Below are 17,040 nucleotides of genomic sequence, written 5' to 3'. Positions count from 1 at the left end.
CCTCAGAACAGCGCCGCGCAGTCACGCATGACCTGCGCCTTGTTGCGCAGGTAGAGCCCGAACAGGTTGCGCGCGGCTTCTTCGTTCACCTCGATTTCCATCGCCTCGACGAAGGCGTTCACCGCCGCCGTGGCGTGGGCGAAGTGATTGCTCTCGGTGCCGCCGGTGTGCACCGTTACCCAGGCCACGGTGGCGCGGGCGCGTTCGGCGGGTACGCCCATGTCGCGGCTGAACCATTCCTTGTACAGCGGGTGGATGTACTCCACCTCGCCGTGGGTATAGACCTCGTGTACCAGCGTGGTCAGCAGTCCCTGCATCAGGTCGCGCTCGCGCAGGCGCTGGCGGTCGGTCCAGTCCTTGAACGCCTGCGCCGAAGGCAGGCAGTTCTCGCGCAGCAGCCAGCGGTCGTCGCCGCAAAGGGTGGTGGCCATGGTGTAGAAAAGATCGGCATGCACGGTGTTGCCGAGGGCGCCGAGGTCTTCGTCGGTGATCCGTTGCAGGCTGCCGCAGGCTCGATAGAGCTGGTCTGCCGCTGCCGAACCCTGTTCCGAACGGGCCAGCAGGGTAAGGCGATTGGCCAGTCCGGAAACGCTGGCCGCCGAGTTGTTGGTCTTCGACCAACTGGCGAAGAACTTGCGCAGCGGCTCGACCGCCTGGCGCCGGGCGGTGACCCGGGCGAAGGCGTCCTCGATGTCCAGCAACGACGCCGTCTCGTCCCAGAAGGCCCGGAACAGTGCGTGGCGCAGGGTTCCGGCGGGCATGTCGTTGAGGACCGGCTCGATGACGCCGAGCAGCTTGCTGTGGGGGGTGATGACATGGTTCATGGCTAACCTCCTGTCGGTTCTTGTTGTTCTTGCGATGGTTACGGTCTTCCTTGCGACGCGCGCAGGGCCGCGCGTTCGGCCTGTGGTGCGGACCAGCCGTAGCGGGTCAGAAGCAACGGCAGCAACTGGGCCAGGAGGATCAGGCCCAGGCAGCCCGGCCAGCCCCAGCGCTCCCAGAATGGCGCCGGCAGTACCGCGCCGAGGCTGCCGCCGGCGTAGTAGCAGGTCAGGTAGAGGCCGACGGCACCGGCCTTGTCGGTCCCGGCATTGCTGGCGGTGAAGGCGTTGACCGTGGACTGTGCGAGGAACACGCCGGTGGCGCTGAGGGCCAGGCCGACGAGAATCGTCGGCAGGCCCGGCGCCAGGGTCAGCAGCGAGCCGCACACGCCCAGCAGCGATGCGCCCAGCAGCAACTGGCGGTGCGGGCGGGTGCGGGCCAGGCGGCCGCTGGCGGGAATCACCAGCAGGGCGAGGAGGAACACCGCGTAGATCGAGCCGAGCTGAGCGGTGTCCAGGCTGTACGGCGGACGGCTGAGATGGATGCCGATATAGGTGAACATGGCGACCTGGGAAAAGAGGACACAGAACCCCACCGCGTAGGACGACAGCAGCGGAGCCCGGAACAGTTCACGGGATACTAAGGGGCGTTTCCCCGGTGCGGGCGCGTGCCTGCCAGAATTGGCAGGGAGCAGCGCACGGATGGCGACAGCGATGAGCAGGGTCAGCCCGGCGAGGATCCGGAAGGCGACGCGCCAATCCCACTCCTCGGTCAGCAGGCCGGTGAGGAAGCGTCCGGCGAAGCCGCCGAGGATGGTCCCGGCGACATAGAGGCTGGTCAGCTCGATGACCGCGCCGCCGCTCCAGCGCTCGCCGATGTAGGCCACGCTGCTGGCGAACAGCAGGGGAATCAGCATCCCTTCGGCGAAGCGCCAGAGCAGGAAGGCGGCGAAGCTGCCGGCATGGGCGGCCAGCAGCATGGGCACGCAGAGCAGGCTGGCGGCGAAGGCGATCACCCGGCTGCGCTCGCGGCCGCCGCTGAGTCGGCCGACGAAGGGCGCGGCGAGAGCCACCGCCAGGGTGGTGGCGGTGATGCTCCAGTTCGATTGATGGGCGCTGATGTGGAAGCTCGCCGCCAGTTCGTCGAAGATGCCCTGGGTGGTATAGAGATTGAGGAACGCAGCGCAACCGCAGAGAAACAGCGCGAGGCGGGGGAAACCCTGGGACGAATTCATGGAACGCTCTGCCTGGACGAGAAACCCCCTGTTATAGGGGCGCTCCCGACGGGCTGGCCAATACCGATTCAGGACCGATCGATACCGAGGAACCGCATGCTCGACCTACGCCGCCTGCGCTGCTTCGCAGCCGTTGCCGAAACCCTGCATTTCGGCCGCGCCGCCCAGCGCCTGCACATGGCGCAGCCGCCCTTGACCCGGCAGATATCCGCGCTGGAGGAAGAGCTGGGCTTTCGCCTGTTCGACCGCTCCAGCCGGGCGGTGACCCTCACCGCCGAGGGCAGCCTGTTCCTGCCTTACGCACGCGCCCTGCTGGACCAACTGGAGCGCACCGCCGGCTTCGCCCGCAAGCTGGCGCAGGGGCTGGCCGGCCACCTGACCCTCGGCTACGCCAGCTCCATCGCCCTGTCGGACCTGTTCACCGAGGCGATCCGACTGTTCCGCGAGCGCCATCCGGAGGTGCAACTGGAGCTGCTCGAAGGCGCTTCGGCGGCGCAATGGGCGCAGATCGCCGAAGGCGGCATCGATGTGGGGCTGGGGCGCCTGCCGCCGCCGGAAGGCCAGGTCGGCATCGAGGTGCTGGCCCTGGGCGGCGAGCCGCTGGTGGTGGCCGTGCCCAACGGCGATCCGCTGGCGCGGCAAGAGCGGATCGACCTGTACGATCTGCGTGATCGGCCGCTGATCCTGTTTCCACTGGACTACGGCTCCGGCCTCAACGAACTGATCGAGCGCCTCTACCGGAAGGCCGGGCTGGCGCTGACGAGGGGACCGGCCGGACGCCAGATCACCTCGATCATCGCCCTGGTCGCGGCCGGCCAGGGCGTTGCCCTGGTGCCGCGTTGCAGCACCGCGCTGGCCCGGGCCGGAGTCGTCTATCGCCCGCTGGCCGAGCCCGAGGCGCTGGCCGATTTCCTCGTCTTCACCCGCCGCCATGGCCGCAGCGCCGCGGTGGAGGCGTTCCTCGCCATCCTCGGTGGCTTGGACGCAGGCGAAACACCCCGACACATTTAGTCGCGCGGGTTCGCAAGCGAGATTTCTTATCATTCGTGCCTACGTTCCGCTGACGAGGCTGTTCTTCATGCAGGCAAGCAAAGCTCTACTCGCCGCCCTGGCCCTGGGCATCACCGGCCTGGCCCAGGCCGCCGACGAAGTGGTGGTGTATTCCTCGCGCATCGACGAGCTGATCAAGCCGGTGTTCGATGCCTACACCAGCAAGACCGGCGTGAAGGTCAAGTTCATCACCGACAAGGAAGCGCCGCTGATGGCGCGGATCAAGGCCGAAGGCGCTAACACCCCGGCCGACCTGCTGCTCACCGTGGACGCCGGCAACCTCTGGCAGGCCGAGCAGATGGGCCTGCTGCAACCGTTCAAGTCGGCCACCATCGAACGGAACATTCCCTCGCAGTATCGTTCCAGCACCGATAGCTGGACCGGACTGTCGCTGCGCGCGCGGACCATCGTCTACTCCACCGAGCGGGTCAAGCCGGAAGAGCTGAGCACCTACGAAGCCCTGGCCGACAAGCAATGGGAAGGCCGCCTGTGCCTGCGCACGGCGAAGAAGGTCTACAACCAGTCGCTGACCGGGACCCTGATCGAGACCCACGGGGCGCAGAAGACCGAGGAAATCCTCCAGGGCTGGGTGAACAACCTGGCCACCGACGTATTCGCCGACGACAACGCGGTGATCCAGGCGGTGGACGCCGGCCAGTGCGACGTCGGCATCGTCAATACCTACTACTACGGGCGCCTGCACAAGCAGAACCCGAACCTGCGGGTCAAGCTGTTCTGGCCGAACCAGGCCGACCGCGGCGTCCACGTCAACCTGTCGGGCATCGGCCTGACTCGCCACGCGCCGCATCCCGAGGCAGCCAAGGCGCTGGTGGAATGGATGACCGGGCCCGACGCCCAGGCGCTGTTCGCCGGGATCAACCAGGAATTCCCGGCCAACCCGCAGGTCGCGCCGTCAGCCGAAGTCGCCAGCTGGGGCAGCTTCAAGGCCGACAGCATCCCGGTGGAAGTTGCCGGCAAGCGCCAGGCCGAGGCGATTCGCCTGATGGACCGCGCCGGCTGGAACTGACCGCCGGTTATACTCGACGCCCCGGCTCGTCCGAGCGGGGCGTCGTTCGTTCCGCACCGAGGATTTCGTGGCCCATCCCGCTCCCCGCCGCTGGTACCCCATCACCTTCACCGTTGCCGCGCTGGTGCTGCTGCCGCTCAGCGTGCTGCTGCTGAGCTGGCTGGAGATCGACCGGGAAATCTGGAGCCACCTGTGGGATACCCAGTTGCCGCGCCTGCTCGGCAACACCCTGACCCTGGTGCTCGGCGTCGGCATCGGCGTGACTCTGCTCGGGGTCAGCCTGGCCTGGCTCACCAGCCTCTGCGAATTCCCCGGGCGGCGCTGGCTGGACTGGGCGCTGATGTTGCCGTTCGCGATCCCGGCCTACGTCCTGGCGTTCGTCTTCGTCGGCCTGCTGGATTTCGCCGGACCGGTGCAGAGCCTGCTGCGCGAGTGGTTCGGCAGCGGCCTGCGGTTGCCGCGCGTACGCTCCACCGGCGGGGTGATCCTGGTCCTGGTGCTGGTGTTCTATCCCTATGTCTACCTGCTCGCGCGCAGCGCCTTCATCGCCCAGGGCAAGGGCCTGATGGAAGCCGCGCGGGTTCTCGGCCTGTCGCCCTGGCAGGCGTTCCTGCGGGTCGCCCTGCCGATGGCGCGGCCGGCGATCGGCGCCGGCCTGGCGCTGGCGGTGATGGAAACCCTGGCCGACTTCGGCGCGGTATCGGTGTTCAACTTCGACACCTTCACCACCGCCATCTACAAGACCTGGTACGGCTTCTACAGCCTCTCCAGCGCCGCCCAGCTGGCCAGCCTATTGTTGCTCGGGGTATGCCTGGTGCTGCTCGGCGAGCGCCACACGCGAGGCCGAGCCAAGGCCGCCAGCGAGCGTCCGCGCGGCGCGCCGCTGTATCGCCTGCGCGGCGCCAGGGCGCTGGCGGCGAGCGCCTGGTGCGGGCTGGTGTTCCTCTGCGCCTTCGTGATTCCCGTGGCGCAACTGGTTGTCTGGTTCTGGCGCCAGGGCCGTTTCGACCTCGACGAGCGCTACTGGGACCTGATCGGCCATACCCTGACGCTGGGCGGCATCGCCGCGCTGGCGACGGTCGCCGTGGCCCTGCTGCTGGCCTTCGCCGTGCGCCTGGCGCCGACCCGCGCTATCCGCGGCGCGGTGGGCCTGGGCAACCTCGGTTATGCGCTGCCGGGCTCGGTCCTGGCGGTTTCGATCATGCTGGCCTTCAGCTGGCTGGACAATCACTGGGTGATCCCGCTTTCCAGCGCCCTCGGCGGCGCCGGCAAGCCGCTGCTGCTGGGCAGTCTGTTCGCCCTGCTGCTGGCCTACCTGATCCGTTTCATGGCGGTGGCCTACGGGCCGCTGGAAAGCGGGCTGGCGCGGATCCGCCCGTCGCTGCCGGAAGCCTCGCGCAGCCTCGGCGTGGGCGGCCCGCTGCTGTTCCTGCGGGTCTACCTGCCGCTGTTGCTGCCGGCCTCGCTGAGCGCCGCGCTGCTGGTCTTCGTCGACGTGCTCAAGGAGATGCCGGCGACCCTGCTGATGCGTCCCTTCGGTTGGGACACCCTGGCCGTACGGATCTTCGAGATGACCAGCGAGGGCGAATGGGCGCGCGCCTCGCTGCCGGCCCTGACCCTGGTGCTGGTCGGCCTGCTACCGGTGGTCGGGTTGATTCGTCGTTCTGCCCATCATTCAGATCGCTGAGCCCAGTATCCATGCAGGTCGTAGGGTCTATGCACGGATCGCGGCACGCTTCCATGGTGTCCTGCTCCGGGGCTTGCGGCTACAATGCGCGCGATTTCGTGCCGGCGGTCCCTGCCGACGGCACCCGCTACGCCCGGAAGGAGAATACCCATGGGATTGCGCACCCCGCTTTACGAGCTGCACGTCGCGCTCGGCGCCAAGATGGTCGATTTCGGCGGTTGGGACATGCCGCTGCACTACGGTTCGCAGGTCGAGGAGCACCATCAGGTCCGGCGTGACTGCGGCGTCTTCGACGTGTCCCACATGACCGTGGTCGACGTCGCCGGCGAGCAGGCCACGGCCTATCTGCAGCATCTCCTGGCGAACGACGTGGCGCGTCTCGGCGAAACCGGCAAGGCGCTCTACAGCGCGATGCTCAACGAAGAGGGCGGGGTGGTCGACGACCTGATCGTCTACCTGACCGAGCACGGCTACCGGGTGGTGGTCAATGCTTCCACCCGCGACAAGGACATCGCCTGGATGCAGGCGCAGGCCGCCGGCTTCAAGGTCGACCTGCAGGAACGCGGCGACCTGGCGATGCTCGCCATCCAGGGCCCCAACGCCCGCGTGCACAGCTCCGAACTGGTATCCCCGGCACGCGCCGCGCTGATACGCGAACTCAAGCCGTTCCAGGGCCGTGCCGAGGGCGATTGGTTCATCGCCCGCACCGGCTACACCGGCGAGGACGGCCTGGAAATCATGCTGCCGGCCGCCGAGGCGCCGGGTTTCCTCAACGAGCTGGTTGGCGCCGGGATCTCCCCGGCGGGCCTGGGTGCGCGCGATACGCTGCGCCTGGAGGCCGGGCTCAATCTCTACGGCCAGGACATGGACGAAAGCGTTTCCCCGCTTGCCGCCAACATGGGCTGGACCGTAGCCTGGGAGCCGGTTGCGCGGGACTTCGTCGGCCGCCGCGCGCTGGAAGCGCAGAAGGCCGCCGGCGACCAGCCGAAGCTGGTCGGCCTGGTACTGGAGGAGCGCGGCGTGCTGCGCGCCCACCAGGTGGTGCGGGTAGCTGGCATTGGTGAGGGGGAGATCACCAGCGGCAGCTTTTCGCCTACCCTGAACAAGTCCATCGCGCTGGCCCGCGTGCCGGCCGCCACCGGCGACCGCGCCGAGGTGGAAATCCGCGGCAAGTGGTACCCGGTACGGGTGGTCCAGCCCAGTTTCGTGCGTCACGGCAAGCCCCTGATCTAACCTGGCAATGGCGACCGCCGTCGCCCCCGACTTCGAGGAAAACAAGATGAGCAATATTCCCGCCGAACTGCGTTACGCCCAGAGCCACGAATGGGCTCGCCTGGAAGCCGACGGCAGCGTTACCGTGGGCATTTCCGACCATGCCCAGGAAGCCCTTGGCGATGTGGTCTTCATCGAGCTGCCGGAGCTGGGCAAGACCCTCGCCGCCGGGCAGGAAGCGGGCGTGGTCGAGTCGGTGAAGGCCGCCTCCGACATCTATTCGCCGATCGGCGGCGAAGTCATCGCCATCAACGAAGCCCTGGCCGACACCCCGGAAGACGTCAACAACGACCCGTACGCGTCCTGGTTCTTCAAGCTCAAGCCGAGCAATCCGGCCGAGCTGGACAAGCTGCTCGATGCCGCTGGCTACCAGGCCGCCGTCGACGCGGAAGGCTGAGCCGCCGCGTAGTCGCGACAAAACCCGCTATCCTTGGACAAGGCCTCGATCATTCGAGGCTTTGTTCTTTTTGCAGCGGCGAAATGCGTTTTCGCCGTCGTTGCTTTCTCATTCGATATCCGTTCGGCGACGATCGCTGGCAGGGCGATGCCGCCCCCAACGAGACCGAAGCCATGTCGCAGACGCCGTCCCTCGCCCAGCTCCAGCCCGCCGATGCCTTCCTGCGCCGCCACCTCGGCCCCGATCCTGCGGAACAGCAGGCCATGCTGGACTTCCTCGGAGTTTCCACTCGCGCCGAACTGATCGTGCAGACGGTGCCGCCGGCGATCCGCCTCAACCGGCCGCTGGAACTGCCCGCCGCGCTCGACGAACAGGCCGCCCTGGCGCGCCTGCGCGGCTACGCCGGGCTCAACCAGCGCTGGACCAGCCTGATCGGCATGGGCTACTACGGCACCGTGACGCCGTCGGTGATCCTCCGCAACGTGCTGGAGAATCCCGGCTGGTACACCGCCTATACGCCCTACCAGCCGGAAATCGCCCAGGGCCGCCTGGAAGCGCTGCTGAATTTCCAGCAACTGACCATCGACCTCACCGGACTCGACCTGGCCAGCGCCTCGCTGCTCGACGAAGCCACCGCCGCCGCCGAGGCCATGGCCCTGGCCAGGCGGGTGGCGAAGGCCAGGAGCAACCGGTTCTTCGTCGATGCGCATTGCCATCCGCAGACCGTTTCGGTGTTGCGGACCCGCGCCGAGGCGTTCGGTTTCGAGCTGGTCGTCGACGAGCCGGACAATCTTGCCGCCCACGCGGTGTTCGGCGCCTTGCTGCAATACCCGGACAGTCGCGGCGAGATCCGCGACCTGCGCCCGCTTATCGAGGCGTTGCACGGCCAACAGGCGCTGGCTTGCGTCGCCAGCGACCTGCTCGCCCTGTTGTTGCTGACCCCGCCGGGGGAACTCGGTGCCGACGTGGTGCTCGGCAGCGCCCAGCGCTTTGGCGTACCGATGGGCTACGGCGGGCCGCACGCGGCGTTCTTCGCCACCCGCGAAGGGTACAAGCGGGCAATGCCGGGGCGGATCATCGGCGTTTCCCGCGACGCCCGCGGCAACCCGGCGTTGCGCATGGCCCTGCAAACCCGCGAGCAGCACATCCGTCGGGAAAAGGCCAACTCGAACATCTGCACCGCCCAGGTGCTGCTGGCCAACATTGCTTCGCTGTATGCCGTCTACCATGGGCCACAGGAGCTGAAACGCATCGCCCAACGCGTCCAGCGCCTGACCGCGCTGCTGGCGGCGGGCCTGGAAAGCAAGGGACTGCGGCGGCTCAACCGGCACTTCTTCGACACCCTGACCTACGAGGTCGGCGAGCGTCAGGCGGCGATCCTCGAACGGGCGCGGGCGGCACGGGTCAACCTGCGCGTGGTCGACGACCGGCGGCTGGCCCTGAGCCTCGACGAAACCTGTGACGCGGCGACCCTGGCGACCCTGTTCGAGATCTTCCTCGGCGCCGGCCACGGGCTGGATGTCGCGCACCTGGATGGCGGGGCGGTGGCCGACGGCATCCCGGCGGTCCTGCAACGCACTTCGGCCTACCTGCAGCATCCGGTGTTCAACGCCCACCACAGCGAGACCGAGATGCTTCGCTACCTGCGCCAGCTGGAAGGCAAGGACCTGGCGCTGAACCAGGCGATGATCCCGCTCGGCTCCTGCACCATGAAGCTCAACGCCAGCAGCGAAATGATCCCCATCACCTGGCCGGAATTCGCCGAACTGCATCCGTTCGTGCCGCGCGAGCAGGCCGAGGGCTATCGCCGGATGATCGACGAACTGGAAGCCTGGCTGCGGGCGATCACCGGCTTCGACGCCATCTGCATGCAGCCGAACTCGGGAGCACAGGGCGAATATGCCGGGTTGCTGGCGATCCGCCGCTACCACCAGAGCCGCGGCGATAGCCAGCGCGACATCTGCCTGATCCCCGCATCGGCGCATGGCACCAACCCGGCCTCGGCGATCATGGCCAGCATGCGGGTGGTGATCGTCGAGTGCGATCCCTGCGGCAACGTCGACCTCGACGACCTGCGCCTCAAGGCGGCCGAGGCGGGCGACCGGCTGTCCTGCCTGATGATCACCTATCCCTCGACCCACGGCGTCTACGAGGAGGGGATAGGCGAGATCTGCGAAGTGGTCCACCGCCACGGCGGCCAGGTCTACATGGACGGCGCCAACCTCAACGCCCAGGTCGGCCTGGCGCGACCGGCGGACATCGGCGCGGACGTCTCGCACATGAACCTGCACAAGACCTTCTGCATCCCCCATGGTGGTGGCGGGCCGGGCATGGGGCCGATCGGGGTCAAGCGGCACCTGGCGCCGTTCGTCGCCAACCATCCGGTGATCCGCGTCGAAGGGCCGAACCCGCTGAACGACGCGGTCAGCGCGGCGCCCTGGGGCAGCGCCAGCATCCTGCCGATCAGTTGGATGTACATCGCCATGATGGGCCCGCAGCTGGCCGACGCCAGCGAGGTGGCGATCCTCTCCGCCAACTACCTGGCGAACCGCCTGGACGGGGCGTTCCCGGTGCTCTACCGCGGGCGCAACGAGCGCGTCGCCCACGAATGCATCCTCGACCTGCGACCGCTCAAGGCGCAGACCGGGATAACCGAGGAAGACGTGGCCAAGCGCCTGATGGACTACGGCTTCCACGCCCCGACCATGTCCTTCCCGGTGCCGGGCACGCTGATGGTGGAGCCGACCGAGAGCGAGTCGAAGGCGGAGCTGGATCGTTTCGTCGAGGCGATGCTGAGCATCAGGGCCGAGATCGGCAAGGTGGAGAGCGGCGCCTGGCCGGCGGAGGACAACCCGCTGAAACGGGCGCCGCATACCCTGGCCGACGTCACCGGGATCTGGCAGAGACCCTACGAGATCGCCGAGGCGGTGACCCCGAGCGAACATGCGCGGGCGTTCAAGTACTGGCCGGCGGTTAACCGGGTGGACAACGTCTACGGTGACCGCAACCTGTTCTGCGCCTGCGTGCCGCTGGACGACTACCGCGAGTGACCTCGCCTCCGGGCGGAGGCGAGGTCGCCGTGGCCTACTGCTGGACGGCGGACTGCTCGCCGCCGGCGAGGATCGCGCTGGCCAGTTCCATGTCGCTGGCCTGCAGGTCCGGGTTGTCGTTGCGCAGCTTCTGCAGGGCGGCTTCCAGGTACGGCCCGCGGATCGCGCCGTCGCTGGCGATGTAGCTGCCGGCGTCGTCCTGCGCGGCGACGATCAGCTTGTGGTCGTGGCGGAAGGTCAGGTAGGTGGAGGCCGTGGTGGCACCCGAGGAAATGATGTTGCGCCAGAAGGTATCGGCCATGGCCGAGCCCAGCGGCAGGGCGGCGATGACCAGGGTGGTGGCGGCGAGTTTGACGGAACGCATGGGGGAACTCCTGATAGGGGGCTGCGTGTTACATCAGATCGCGTTTGCCGTCCCGGAGTTCCAGCGGGGATGACCGTCCGGTCGCTTTTTCCGCTGCCGTACAGCCCCCGCCGGCCGGGAGCTACAGCGATTCAGGGCGCGGCAGGCTCGACGTGCAGCAGGGCGCCGTCCTGGCCGGTGACCCGGACCAGGGCGCCGCGCGGCAGGTCGGGACCGCTGACCAGCCACGACGCGTCCTCGACGCGCAGCTCGCCGAGCCCGCCGACGATCGCCCGGTGCAAGGGAAAGGTGCGGCCGAACAGGTCGTCGCCGCGTCGCTGCAACCCTGGCGTTTCCTCGACGCTACCGGCCTTGCGGCGACGGCGCCGATGCAAGGCGGCGACCAGCCCGGAGAGCAGGACGAACAGCCCTACCTGCCAAGGCCAGGCCAGTCCCGGCAGGAGCGCGCCGAGCGCACCGACACAAGCGGCGGTGAGGCCGACCCGCAGCAGATAGCCGCCGGCACCGAAGATTTCCAGGAGCAGGAGGACGGTACCGAAGGCCAGCCAGTCCCAGAAGTCCAGGCGTAGCAGCAGGATTTCCATCGGCCGGCCCTCAGCGCCGGCTCGGCGGCCGGCCGAGCCACATCGAGCCAGGGACGCCGCTCGCGGCTCGCCGCAGGTGCGGTGCGCCGCGGCTGGGGAGCGTCGGCGCGGGGACGGCGGGGGGAACGCTCGTCATCGTCTACATCCTTGTCTGTGGGCCTGGCAGGCCCGTCCGGCGTTGTGCCGTGCAACCGTCGGAACTCCGCCGACGGGATGTGCCGCTACTTCTGTTCGCTCTGCGGGGTCACCCGCAGTACTTCCTCCAGCGTACTGATACCTGCGGCGACCTTCTGCGCGCCGGACAGGCGCAGGCTGCGGGTGCCTTCCTTGTACGCCTGGCGGCGCAGGGCGACCAGGTCGGTGTCGGCGGTGATCAGTTCTTTCAGGCTATCGCTGAGCAGCATGATTTCATAGACGCCGGCGCGCCCGCGATAGCCGGTGTCGCGGCACTCCAGGCAACCCACGGCCTGGTGCGCGCCGCTGGGCGGCGGGGCGCTCCAGGGGCGGGTCAGTTCGTGCCAGTCGCTGTCCGCCAGTTGCATCGGCGCCTTGCAGTGCGGGCAGAGCGTGCGCACCAGGCGTTGGGCCATGACCCCTAGCACCGTGGCGCGGATCAGGTAGTAGGGTACGCCCAGTTCGAGCAGGCGGGTGATCGCCGTGGGGGAGTCGTTGGTGTGCAGGGTGGAGAGCACCAGGTGCCCGGTGAGCGCCGCCTGGATCGCCATCTCGGCGGTCTCCAGGTCGCGGATCTCGCCGACCATGATGATGTCCGGGTCCTGCCGCAGCAGGGCGCGTACGCCGCTGGCGAAGGTCAGGTCGATGTTGTGCTGGACCTGCATCTGGTTGAACGAGGGCTCGATCATCTCGATCGGGTCCTCGATGGTGCAGACGTTCACCTCATCGGTGGCCAGTTGCTTGAGCGTGGTGTAGAGCGTGGTGGTCTTGCCCGAGCCGGTGGGGCCGGTGACCAGGATGATGCCGTTGGGCTGGCTGGTCATGCTCTGCCAGCGGCGCAGGTCGTCGGCGGAGAAGCCGAGCTGGTCGAAGCTCTTGAGCAGCACCTCGGGGTCGAAGATGCGCATCACCATCTTCTCGCCGAAGGCGGTGGGCAGGGTCGACAGGCGCAGCTCCACCTCGGCGCCGTCCGGGGTCTTGGTCTTGACCCGGCCGTCCTGCGGCTTGCGTTTCTCCGCCACGTTCATCCGTCCCAGCGACTTCAGGCGGCTGACCACCGCCATGGTCACCTGCGGCGGGAACTGGTAGACGTTGTGCAGCACGCCGTCGATACGGAAGCGCACGGTGCCCTGCTCGCGGCGCGGCTCGATGTGGATGTCGCTGGCGCGCTGCTGGAAGGCGTACTGGAACAGCCAGTCGACGATGGTGACGATGTGCGCGTCGTTGGCGTCCGGCTCCTGGTCGGCGGCGCCGAGGTTGAGCAACTGTTCGAAGTTGCCGACGCCGCTGATCTTCTGGTCCGGCGAGGTGGCGCCGCTGACCGAGCGGGCCAGGCGGAAGAACTCGACGGTGTAGCGCTGGATGTCCGCCGGGTTCGCCACCACCCGCTTGATCGGTCGCTTGAGCACATGCACCAGGTTGCTTTCCCAGCCCTGTACGAAGGGCTGGGCGCTGGCGATGGTGACTTCCTCCGGACTCAGCGCGACGGCGAGGATGCCATGGCGCTGGGCGAAGGCGTAGGACATCAGCGGAGTCACCGCGGCGACGTCGATCTTCAGCGGGTCGATGCGCAGGTAGGGCTGGCCGGCGTACTCGGCCAGCCACTGGGTGAGGGTCTCCAGATCGAGCTTGCGTCCGGGGCGCTTGAGATCCTCGACCTGCTGCGCGGCGAGGAACTCCAGCGGATGCTGCTGGTTGCGCACCGCGCTGCGGCGGATCGCCAGGCACTGTTCGGCCTGCTCCTGCCCGACCCGGCCCTGGGCGACCAGCTCGCGGAGCAGGTCGCCGAGGTCCAGCAGGCGGTCCTGGGCGGCGGTGGCGAACACGGACATGCAGACTCCCTTCGGATGATGGCGGTAGCGGCGAAGCTTATTTCATCAGCGCCTTCCAGGGTTTGAGCGTCAGCACAGTATGGGCCTGCGCGGCGCGGGCAGCCAGGCGCTCGGCATCGACAGGTTGCCGCAGCAGCTCCAGCAACTTGGCCAGTTCGCCGTAGAGGCGGTCGGCTTCCGGCAGGTCGAGCACGCCGCGCGCCAGGCGCAACCAGGTAAGCATGCGCTGCAGGCGCGGCGCTTGGTCGGGGAGCAGCTCGGGATGCTGGTGGGCGCGCGCCAGCGGCGTGGCCTGGGCTTCTTCGGCAAGGCTACGCAGCAGCCACTTGCCCAGCGCGGCAGAGCCCTGGCGGTTGCCGCGCTCGTTGCGCGACTCGGTCCAGGCCTTGGCCAGCAGCCAGCGCGAGGCATTCAGGGAGAACAGGCCCCAGCGGGTCTCGTCGAGTTCGCCGCGGAACAGTTGCGGCGCCTGCTGGCGTAGCGTCTCGTCGTCACGGCCGCGCTCGATGCGCGGCGCCCAGTCGGCAAGGAGAGCGTCCAGCGCTTCGCGCAGCTCGCGACTGCTGGCGCGTGGCACCGCCTGGCCAAGGCTGCCGAGCAGGGTGCGCAGGTCCTGCAGGTGTTGCAGCCAGTCCTCCAGCAGGCGCCAGTGGCCGTTGAAGCGATACTGTTCGGCCAGTCGCTGGCTGCTGCCGAGCAGGTACCAGGCGATGGCGGCGAAGGCACCGTCCAGCGGGGTTTCCGCCAGCAGTTTCTGGGCCGGGGGATCGACCTCGTAGCTGTTCGGGTCGAACAGGCGGTAGCCGCGCTCGGCCTTGCTGATGTCGCAGGGCATCAGCGGCAGGTCGGCGGCCAGTTCCGCGGCCAGCTCCAGCAGCGCGGCGGCATCGCCCTGGCGCAGTTCCAGCTCCAGTTCGCAGATTTCCTCCTGGTTGTCGCCGGCGACCACCTTGCCCAGGTCGAGCGCCGCCTCCACGACTACCCTGGCCTTGCCGCGGCCCCAGGCGATCTCGGCGCGCTGGCGGACGAAGTCGGTGCTGAAGATCGGCTTGAGCTGCTTCTTGTCGAGATCCTTGAGGGCCGCCGGCCAGCACTTGTCGTCGAGTTTCTTCAGGTCGAGCTTGTTCTTTTCCAGGTACCAGTCCCACTCGTTGCGTTCGGACAACCCGGCCACGCTCTGCCCGCGGCTTTTCAGCGTCTGGATGTACTGCTCGCCGTCGCGGCGCATGCGCAGCGCGACCTTGGCCCGGGCCAGCTCGCGGCCGGGGGTGTCGTAGTACTGGTTGTACAGTTCGCGGCGCTCCCAGCCCGATTTGTTGCGCTTCTTCAGCAACGGGTGCTCCTGCAAGGCTTCCAGGGTGGCGCGGCTGACGCGGAGTTTGATTTCGGTTTCTTTCTGCATGGGGCGATGTCCGGCTCGGGACGCCAGGCGTCCGCGGGTGAAGGTGTTCCAGATCAAAGGCGCGCGGGGTGGGTGGCCTATACTTTTCGGCATTTCCACCAGGGAGGCGTTCCATGCCGACCAATCCGTTCATCAGCCTGTTCGGCCGTTCGCCGATCGGGCCGATGCAGCAGCACATCGCCAAGGCCCACGAATGCGCGGCCGGCCTGTTGCCGTTCTTCCGCGCGGTGATCGCCGAGGACTGGGCGCAGGTCGAACAGGTTCAGCAGGACATGGTGCGACTGGAGCAGGAAGCCGATCGGCTGAAGAAGAACGTCCGGATGCACCTGCCCAAGAGCCTGTTCCTTCCGGTGCCGCGCTCCGATCTGTTGGAGCTGCTCAGTGTACAGGACAAAGTCGCCAATCGCGCCAAGGACATCGTCGGGCTGATGCTGGGCCGGCGCATGCGCATCCCGTTGCCGCTACAGGGCCAGATGCTCGCCTATGTGCAGCGCTCGGTGGACGCCAGCGCCCAGGCGTTGCGGGTGGTCAACGAACTCAACGAACTGCTCGAGACCGGCTTCGGCGGGCGCGAGACCAGTCTGGTGGAGAGCATGGTGGAGGAACTCGAGGCGATCGAGAACGATACCGACCGCATCCAGGTCGAGGTACGCCGCGAGCTGTTCCGTCTGGAAAGCGAGCTGCCGCCGGTGGACGTGATGTTCCTCTACCAGATCATCGAATGGATCGGCGATGTCGCCGACCGCGCCCAGCGGGTCGGCAACCGCCTGGAGCAATTGCTGGCGCGGTGAGCGCCAGTCTTCTTTCCGACCCTGCCTGCACACGGATACCGCCCATGTCCCTGATCGCCGACCACGGCTTCGCCTTCCTCGTACTCGCCTGCCTGTTCGGTTTCTTCATGGCCTGGGGCGTCGGCGCCAACGACGTCGCCAACGCCATGGGCACTTCGGTGGGCTCGCGCGCTCTGACCATCCGCCAGGCGATCCTGGTGGCCATGGTCTTCGAGTTCTGCGGTGCCTATTTCGCTGGTGGCGAAGTCACCGAAACGATCAGGAGCGGCATCGTCGACCCGCAGTACATGACCCCCGACCTGCTGGTCTTCGGCATGCTCTCGGCCTTGCTGGCCGCCGGGGTCTGGCTGTTGCTGGCGACGATCAAGGGCTGGCCGGTGTCGACCACCCACTCCATCGTCGGCGCGATCATCGGCTTCGCCTCGGTCGGTGTCTCGGTGCACGCGGTGCACTGGGGCGCGATCGGCCCGATCGTCGCCAGTTGGGTGGTGACGCCGGTGCTGTCCGGGCTGCTCGCCTTCGCCCTGTTCAGGAGCGTGCAGTGGCTGGTACTGCATGCCGAGGACCCGTTCCGCAGCGCGCGCCGCTACGTGCCGCTGTACATGTTCCTGGCGGGCTTCATGGTCGCGCTGATGACCGTCGGCAAGGGCCTGAAGCATGTCGGCCTGGAGCTTTCCGGCCTCCAGACGCTGGGCCTGGCGTTGCTCGCCGGCGGCCTGGTGATGGGCCTGGGCATCGTCCTGCTGTTGCGCATCCGACCCACTGGCGGAGCCGATCCGCGTGGCGGCTTCGCCAGCGTCGAGCGGGTCTTCGCGGTGCTGATGATCTTCACCGCCTGCTCCATGGCTTTCGCCCATGGTGCCAACGACGTGGCCAACGCCATCGGCCCGGTGGCGGCGGTCGTCGCGGTGGTCCAGGCCGGCGGCGACCTGGATCTGGTGAGCCGTTCGCCGGTGCCGTCCTGGGTACTGCTGCTGGGCGCGGTGGGCATCGTCATCGGCCTGGCTACCTATGGCTACCGGGTGATCGCCACCATCGGCCGGGAGATCACCGAGCTGACCCCCAGCCGCGGCTTCGCCGCCGAGCTGGCGACCGCCTCCACGGTGGTTGGCGCCTCGGCCATCGGCCTGCCGGTATCCACCACCCATACCCTGGTCGGCGCGGTGCTCGGCATCGGCATGGCGCGCGGCATCGGCGCGCTCAACCTGCGGGTGATCGGCTCGATCTTCCTGTCCTGGGTAGTGACCCTGCCGGCCGGCGCGGTGCTGGCGATCCTGTTCTTCCTGGTCCTGCGCGCGCTGTTCGGCGCCTGAGCGCGATCTTCGTCGGCTGGCGCAGGCGGAACCGGAACGGA

14 protein-coding genes are annotated in these 17,040 nt (G+C 68.0%); 8 read left to right on the top strand and 6 right to left on the bottom strand.

Annotation, left to right across the window (positions count from 1 at the left end; translation table 11 throughout):
* Positions 1-2 precede the first annotated feature (2 nt).
* Both ACI766_RS28260 and ACI766_RS28255 read right to left on the bottom strand, forming a co-directional pair.
* Positions 3-824 carry a hypothetical protein gene (locus tag ACI766_RS28260; RefSeq protein ID WP_003118038.1) on the bottom strand — a complete coding sequence of 274 codons (822 nt, stop codon included), beginning with the start codon at positions 822-824 and terminating at the stop codon, positions 3-5.
* A gap of 38 nt (positions 825-862) precedes the next feature.
* Positions 863-2,056: an MFS transporter gene (locus ACI766_RS28255; RefSeq protein ID WP_003114048.1), complete on the bottom strand. Its 1,194-nt coding sequence runs from the start codon at positions 2,054-2,056 to the stop codon at positions 863-865.
* A gap of 96 nt (positions 2,057-2,152) precedes the next feature.
* Here ACI766_RS28255 and ACI766_RS28250 point away from each other — a divergent pair, with 96 nt between their 5' ends.
* The 6 genes from ACI766_RS28250 to gcvP all read left to right on the top strand — a co-directional run bounded on the left by ACI766_RS28250 (position 2,153) and on the right by gcvP (position 10,539).
* A complete protein-coding gene (locus ACI766_RS28250; protein ID WP_003099180.1) occupies positions 2,153-3,067 on the top strand; it encodes a LysR family transcriptional regulator in 915 nt (304 codons plus the stop codon).
* A gap of 67 nt (positions 3,068-3,134) precedes the next feature.
* Positions 3,135-4,133, top strand: coding sequence for an extracellular solute-binding protein (locus ACI766_RS28245; RefSeq protein ID WP_003096289.1), 999 nt, complete (start codon positions 3,135-3,137; stop codon positions 4,131-4,133).
* Between the two features lie 67 nt (positions 4,134-4,200).
* Positions 4,201-5,820, top strand: coding sequence for an ABC transporter permease (locus ACI766_RS28240; RefSeq protein WP_003099178.1), 1,620 nt, complete (start codon positions 4,201-4,203; stop codon positions 5,818-5,820).
* Positions 5,821-5,970: 150 nt separating this feature from the next.
* Entirely contained in the window at positions 5,971-7,053 is a 1,083-nt protein-coding gene (gene gcvT, locus ACI766_RS28235; RefSeq protein WP_003114049.1) for a glycine cleavage system aminomethyltransferase GcvT, read from the top strand.
* A 46-nt stretch (positions 7,054-7,099) separates the two neighbouring features.
* The gene (gcvH, locus tag ACI766_RS28230) at positions 7,100-7,489 is read left to right on the top strand and encodes a glycine cleavage system protein GcvH (RefSeq protein WP_003107397.1); all 390 of its coding nucleotides are present in this window, start codon (positions 7,100-7,102) and stop codon (positions 7,487-7,489) included.
* Between the two features lie 173 nt (positions 7,490-7,662).
* Positions 7,663-10,539 carry an aminomethyl-transferring glycine dehydrogenase gene (gene gcvP, locus ACI766_RS28225; RefSeq protein WP_023086735.1) on the top strand — a complete coding sequence of 959 codons (2,877 nt, stop codon included), beginning with the start codon at positions 7,663-7,665 and terminating at the stop codon, positions 10,537-10,539.
* Positions 10,540-10,573: 34 nt separating this feature from the next.
* On the opposite strand, the gene ACI766_RS28220 is transcribed toward gcvP, so the two are convergent.
* The 4 genes from ACI766_RS28220 to ACI766_RS28205 all read right to left on the bottom strand — a co-directional run bounded on the left by ACI766_RS28220 (position 10,574) and on the right by ACI766_RS28205 (position 14,895).
* A complete protein-coding gene (locus tag ACI766_RS28220; RefSeq protein WP_003118034.1) occupies positions 10,574-10,903 on the bottom strand; it encodes a DUF2388 domain-containing protein in 330 nt (109 codons plus the stop codon).
* 131 nt (positions 10,904-11,034) lie between these two features.
* Entirely contained in the window at positions 11,035-11,487 is a 453-nt protein-coding gene (locus ACI766_RS28215) for an NfeD family protein (protein WP_003107402.1), read from the bottom strand.
* 221 nt (positions 11,488-11,708) lie between these two features.
* The gene (locus ACI766_RS28210; protein ID WP_003096276.1) at positions 11,709-13,493 is read right to left on the bottom strand and encodes a GspE/PulE family protein; all 1,785 of its coding nucleotides are present in this window, start codon (positions 13,491-13,493) and stop codon (positions 11,709-11,711) included.
* 37 nt (positions 13,494-13,530) lie between these two features.
* A complete protein-coding gene (locus ACI766_RS28205; protein ID WP_023085852.1) occupies positions 13,531-14,895 on the bottom strand; it encodes an inorganic triphosphatase in 1,365 nt (454 codons plus the stop codon).
* 113 nt (positions 14,896-15,008) lie between these two features.
* Here ACI766_RS28205 and ACI766_RS28200 point away from each other — a divergent pair, with 113 nt between their 5' ends.
* Together ACI766_RS28200 and ACI766_RS28195 are read left to right on the top strand one after the other, a co-directional pair.
* Positions 15,009-15,686 carry a TIGR00153 family protein gene (locus ACI766_RS28200; RefSeq protein WP_003100081.1) on the top strand — a complete coding sequence of 226 codons (678 nt, stop codon included), beginning with the start codon at positions 15,009-15,011 and terminating at the stop codon, positions 15,684-15,686.
* Between the two features lie 44 nt (positions 15,687-15,730).
* Positions 15,731-16,999 carry an inorganic phosphate transporter gene (locus ACI766_RS28195; protein ID WP_003100079.1) on the top strand — a complete coding sequence of 423 codons (1,269 nt, stop codon included), beginning with the start codon at positions 15,731-15,733 and terminating at the stop codon, positions 16,997-16,999.
* Positions 17,000-17,040 lie beyond the last annotated feature (41 nt).

It is taken from the genome of Pseudomonas sp. DL (genome assembly GCF_047199225.1).
GTDB lineage: Bacteria > Pseudomonadota > Gammaproteobacteria > Pseudomonadales > Pseudomonadaceae > Pseudomonas > Pseudomonas aeruginosa.
The sequence above is the reverse complement of the archived record's forward strand: the minus strand, read 5'-3'. Positions and strand labels throughout refer to the sequence as shown.

Excerpts from the sequence above, each read along its gene's own strand:
- ACI766_RS28260 (WP_003118038.1), bottom strand. The coding sequence starts at position 824 with ATGAACCATGTCATCACCCCCCACAGCAAGCTGCTCGGCGTCATCGAG.
- ACI766_RS28255 (WP_003114048.1), bottom strand. The coding sequence starts at position 2,056 with ATGAATTCGTCCCAGGGTTTCCCCCGCCTCGCGCTGTTTCTCTGCGGT.
- ACI766_RS28250 (WP_003099180.1), top strand. The coding sequence starts at position 2,153 with ATGCTCGACCTACGCCGCCTGCGCTGCTTCGCAGCCGTTGCCGAAACC.
- ACI766_RS28245 (WP_003096289.1), top strand. The coding sequence starts at position 3,135 with ATGCAGGCAAGCAAAGCTCTACTCGCCGCCCTGGCCCTGGGCATCACC.
- gcvT (WP_003114049.1), top strand. The coding sequence starts at position 5,971 with ATGGGATTGCGCACCCCGCTTTACGAGCTGCACGTCGCGCTCGGCGCC.
- gcvH (WP_003107397.1), top strand. The coding sequence starts at position 7,100 with ATGAGCAATATTCCCGCCGAACTGCGTTACGCCCAGAGCCACGAATGG.
- gcvP (WP_023086735.1), top strand. The coding sequence starts at position 7,663 with ATGTCGCAGACGCCGTCCCTCGCCCAGCTCCAGCCCGCCGATGCCTTC.
- ACI766_RS28220 (WP_003118034.1), bottom strand. The coding sequence starts at position 10,903 with ATGCGTTCCGTCAAACTCGCCGCCACCACCCTGGTCATCGCCGCCCTG.
- ACI766_RS28215 (WP_003107402.1), bottom strand. The coding sequence starts at position 11,487 with ATGGAAATCCTGCTGCTACGCCTGGACTTCTGGGACTGGCTGGCCTTC.
- ACI766_RS28210 (WP_003096276.1), bottom strand. The coding sequence starts at position 13,493 with ATGTCCGTGTTCGCCACCGCCGCCCAGGACCGCCTGCTGGACCTCGGC.
- ACI766_RS28205 (WP_023085852.1), bottom strand. The coding sequence starts at position 14,895 with ATGCAGAAAGAAACCGAAATCAAACTCCGCGTCAGCCGCGCCACCCTG.
- ACI766_RS28200 (WP_003100081.1), top strand. The coding sequence starts at position 15,009 with ATGCCGACCAATCCGTTCATCAGCCTGTTCGGCCGTTCGCCGATCGGG.
- ACI766_RS28195 (WP_003100079.1), top strand. The coding sequence starts at position 15,731 with ATGTCCCTGATCGCCGACCACGGCTTCGCCTTCCTCGTACTCGCCTGC.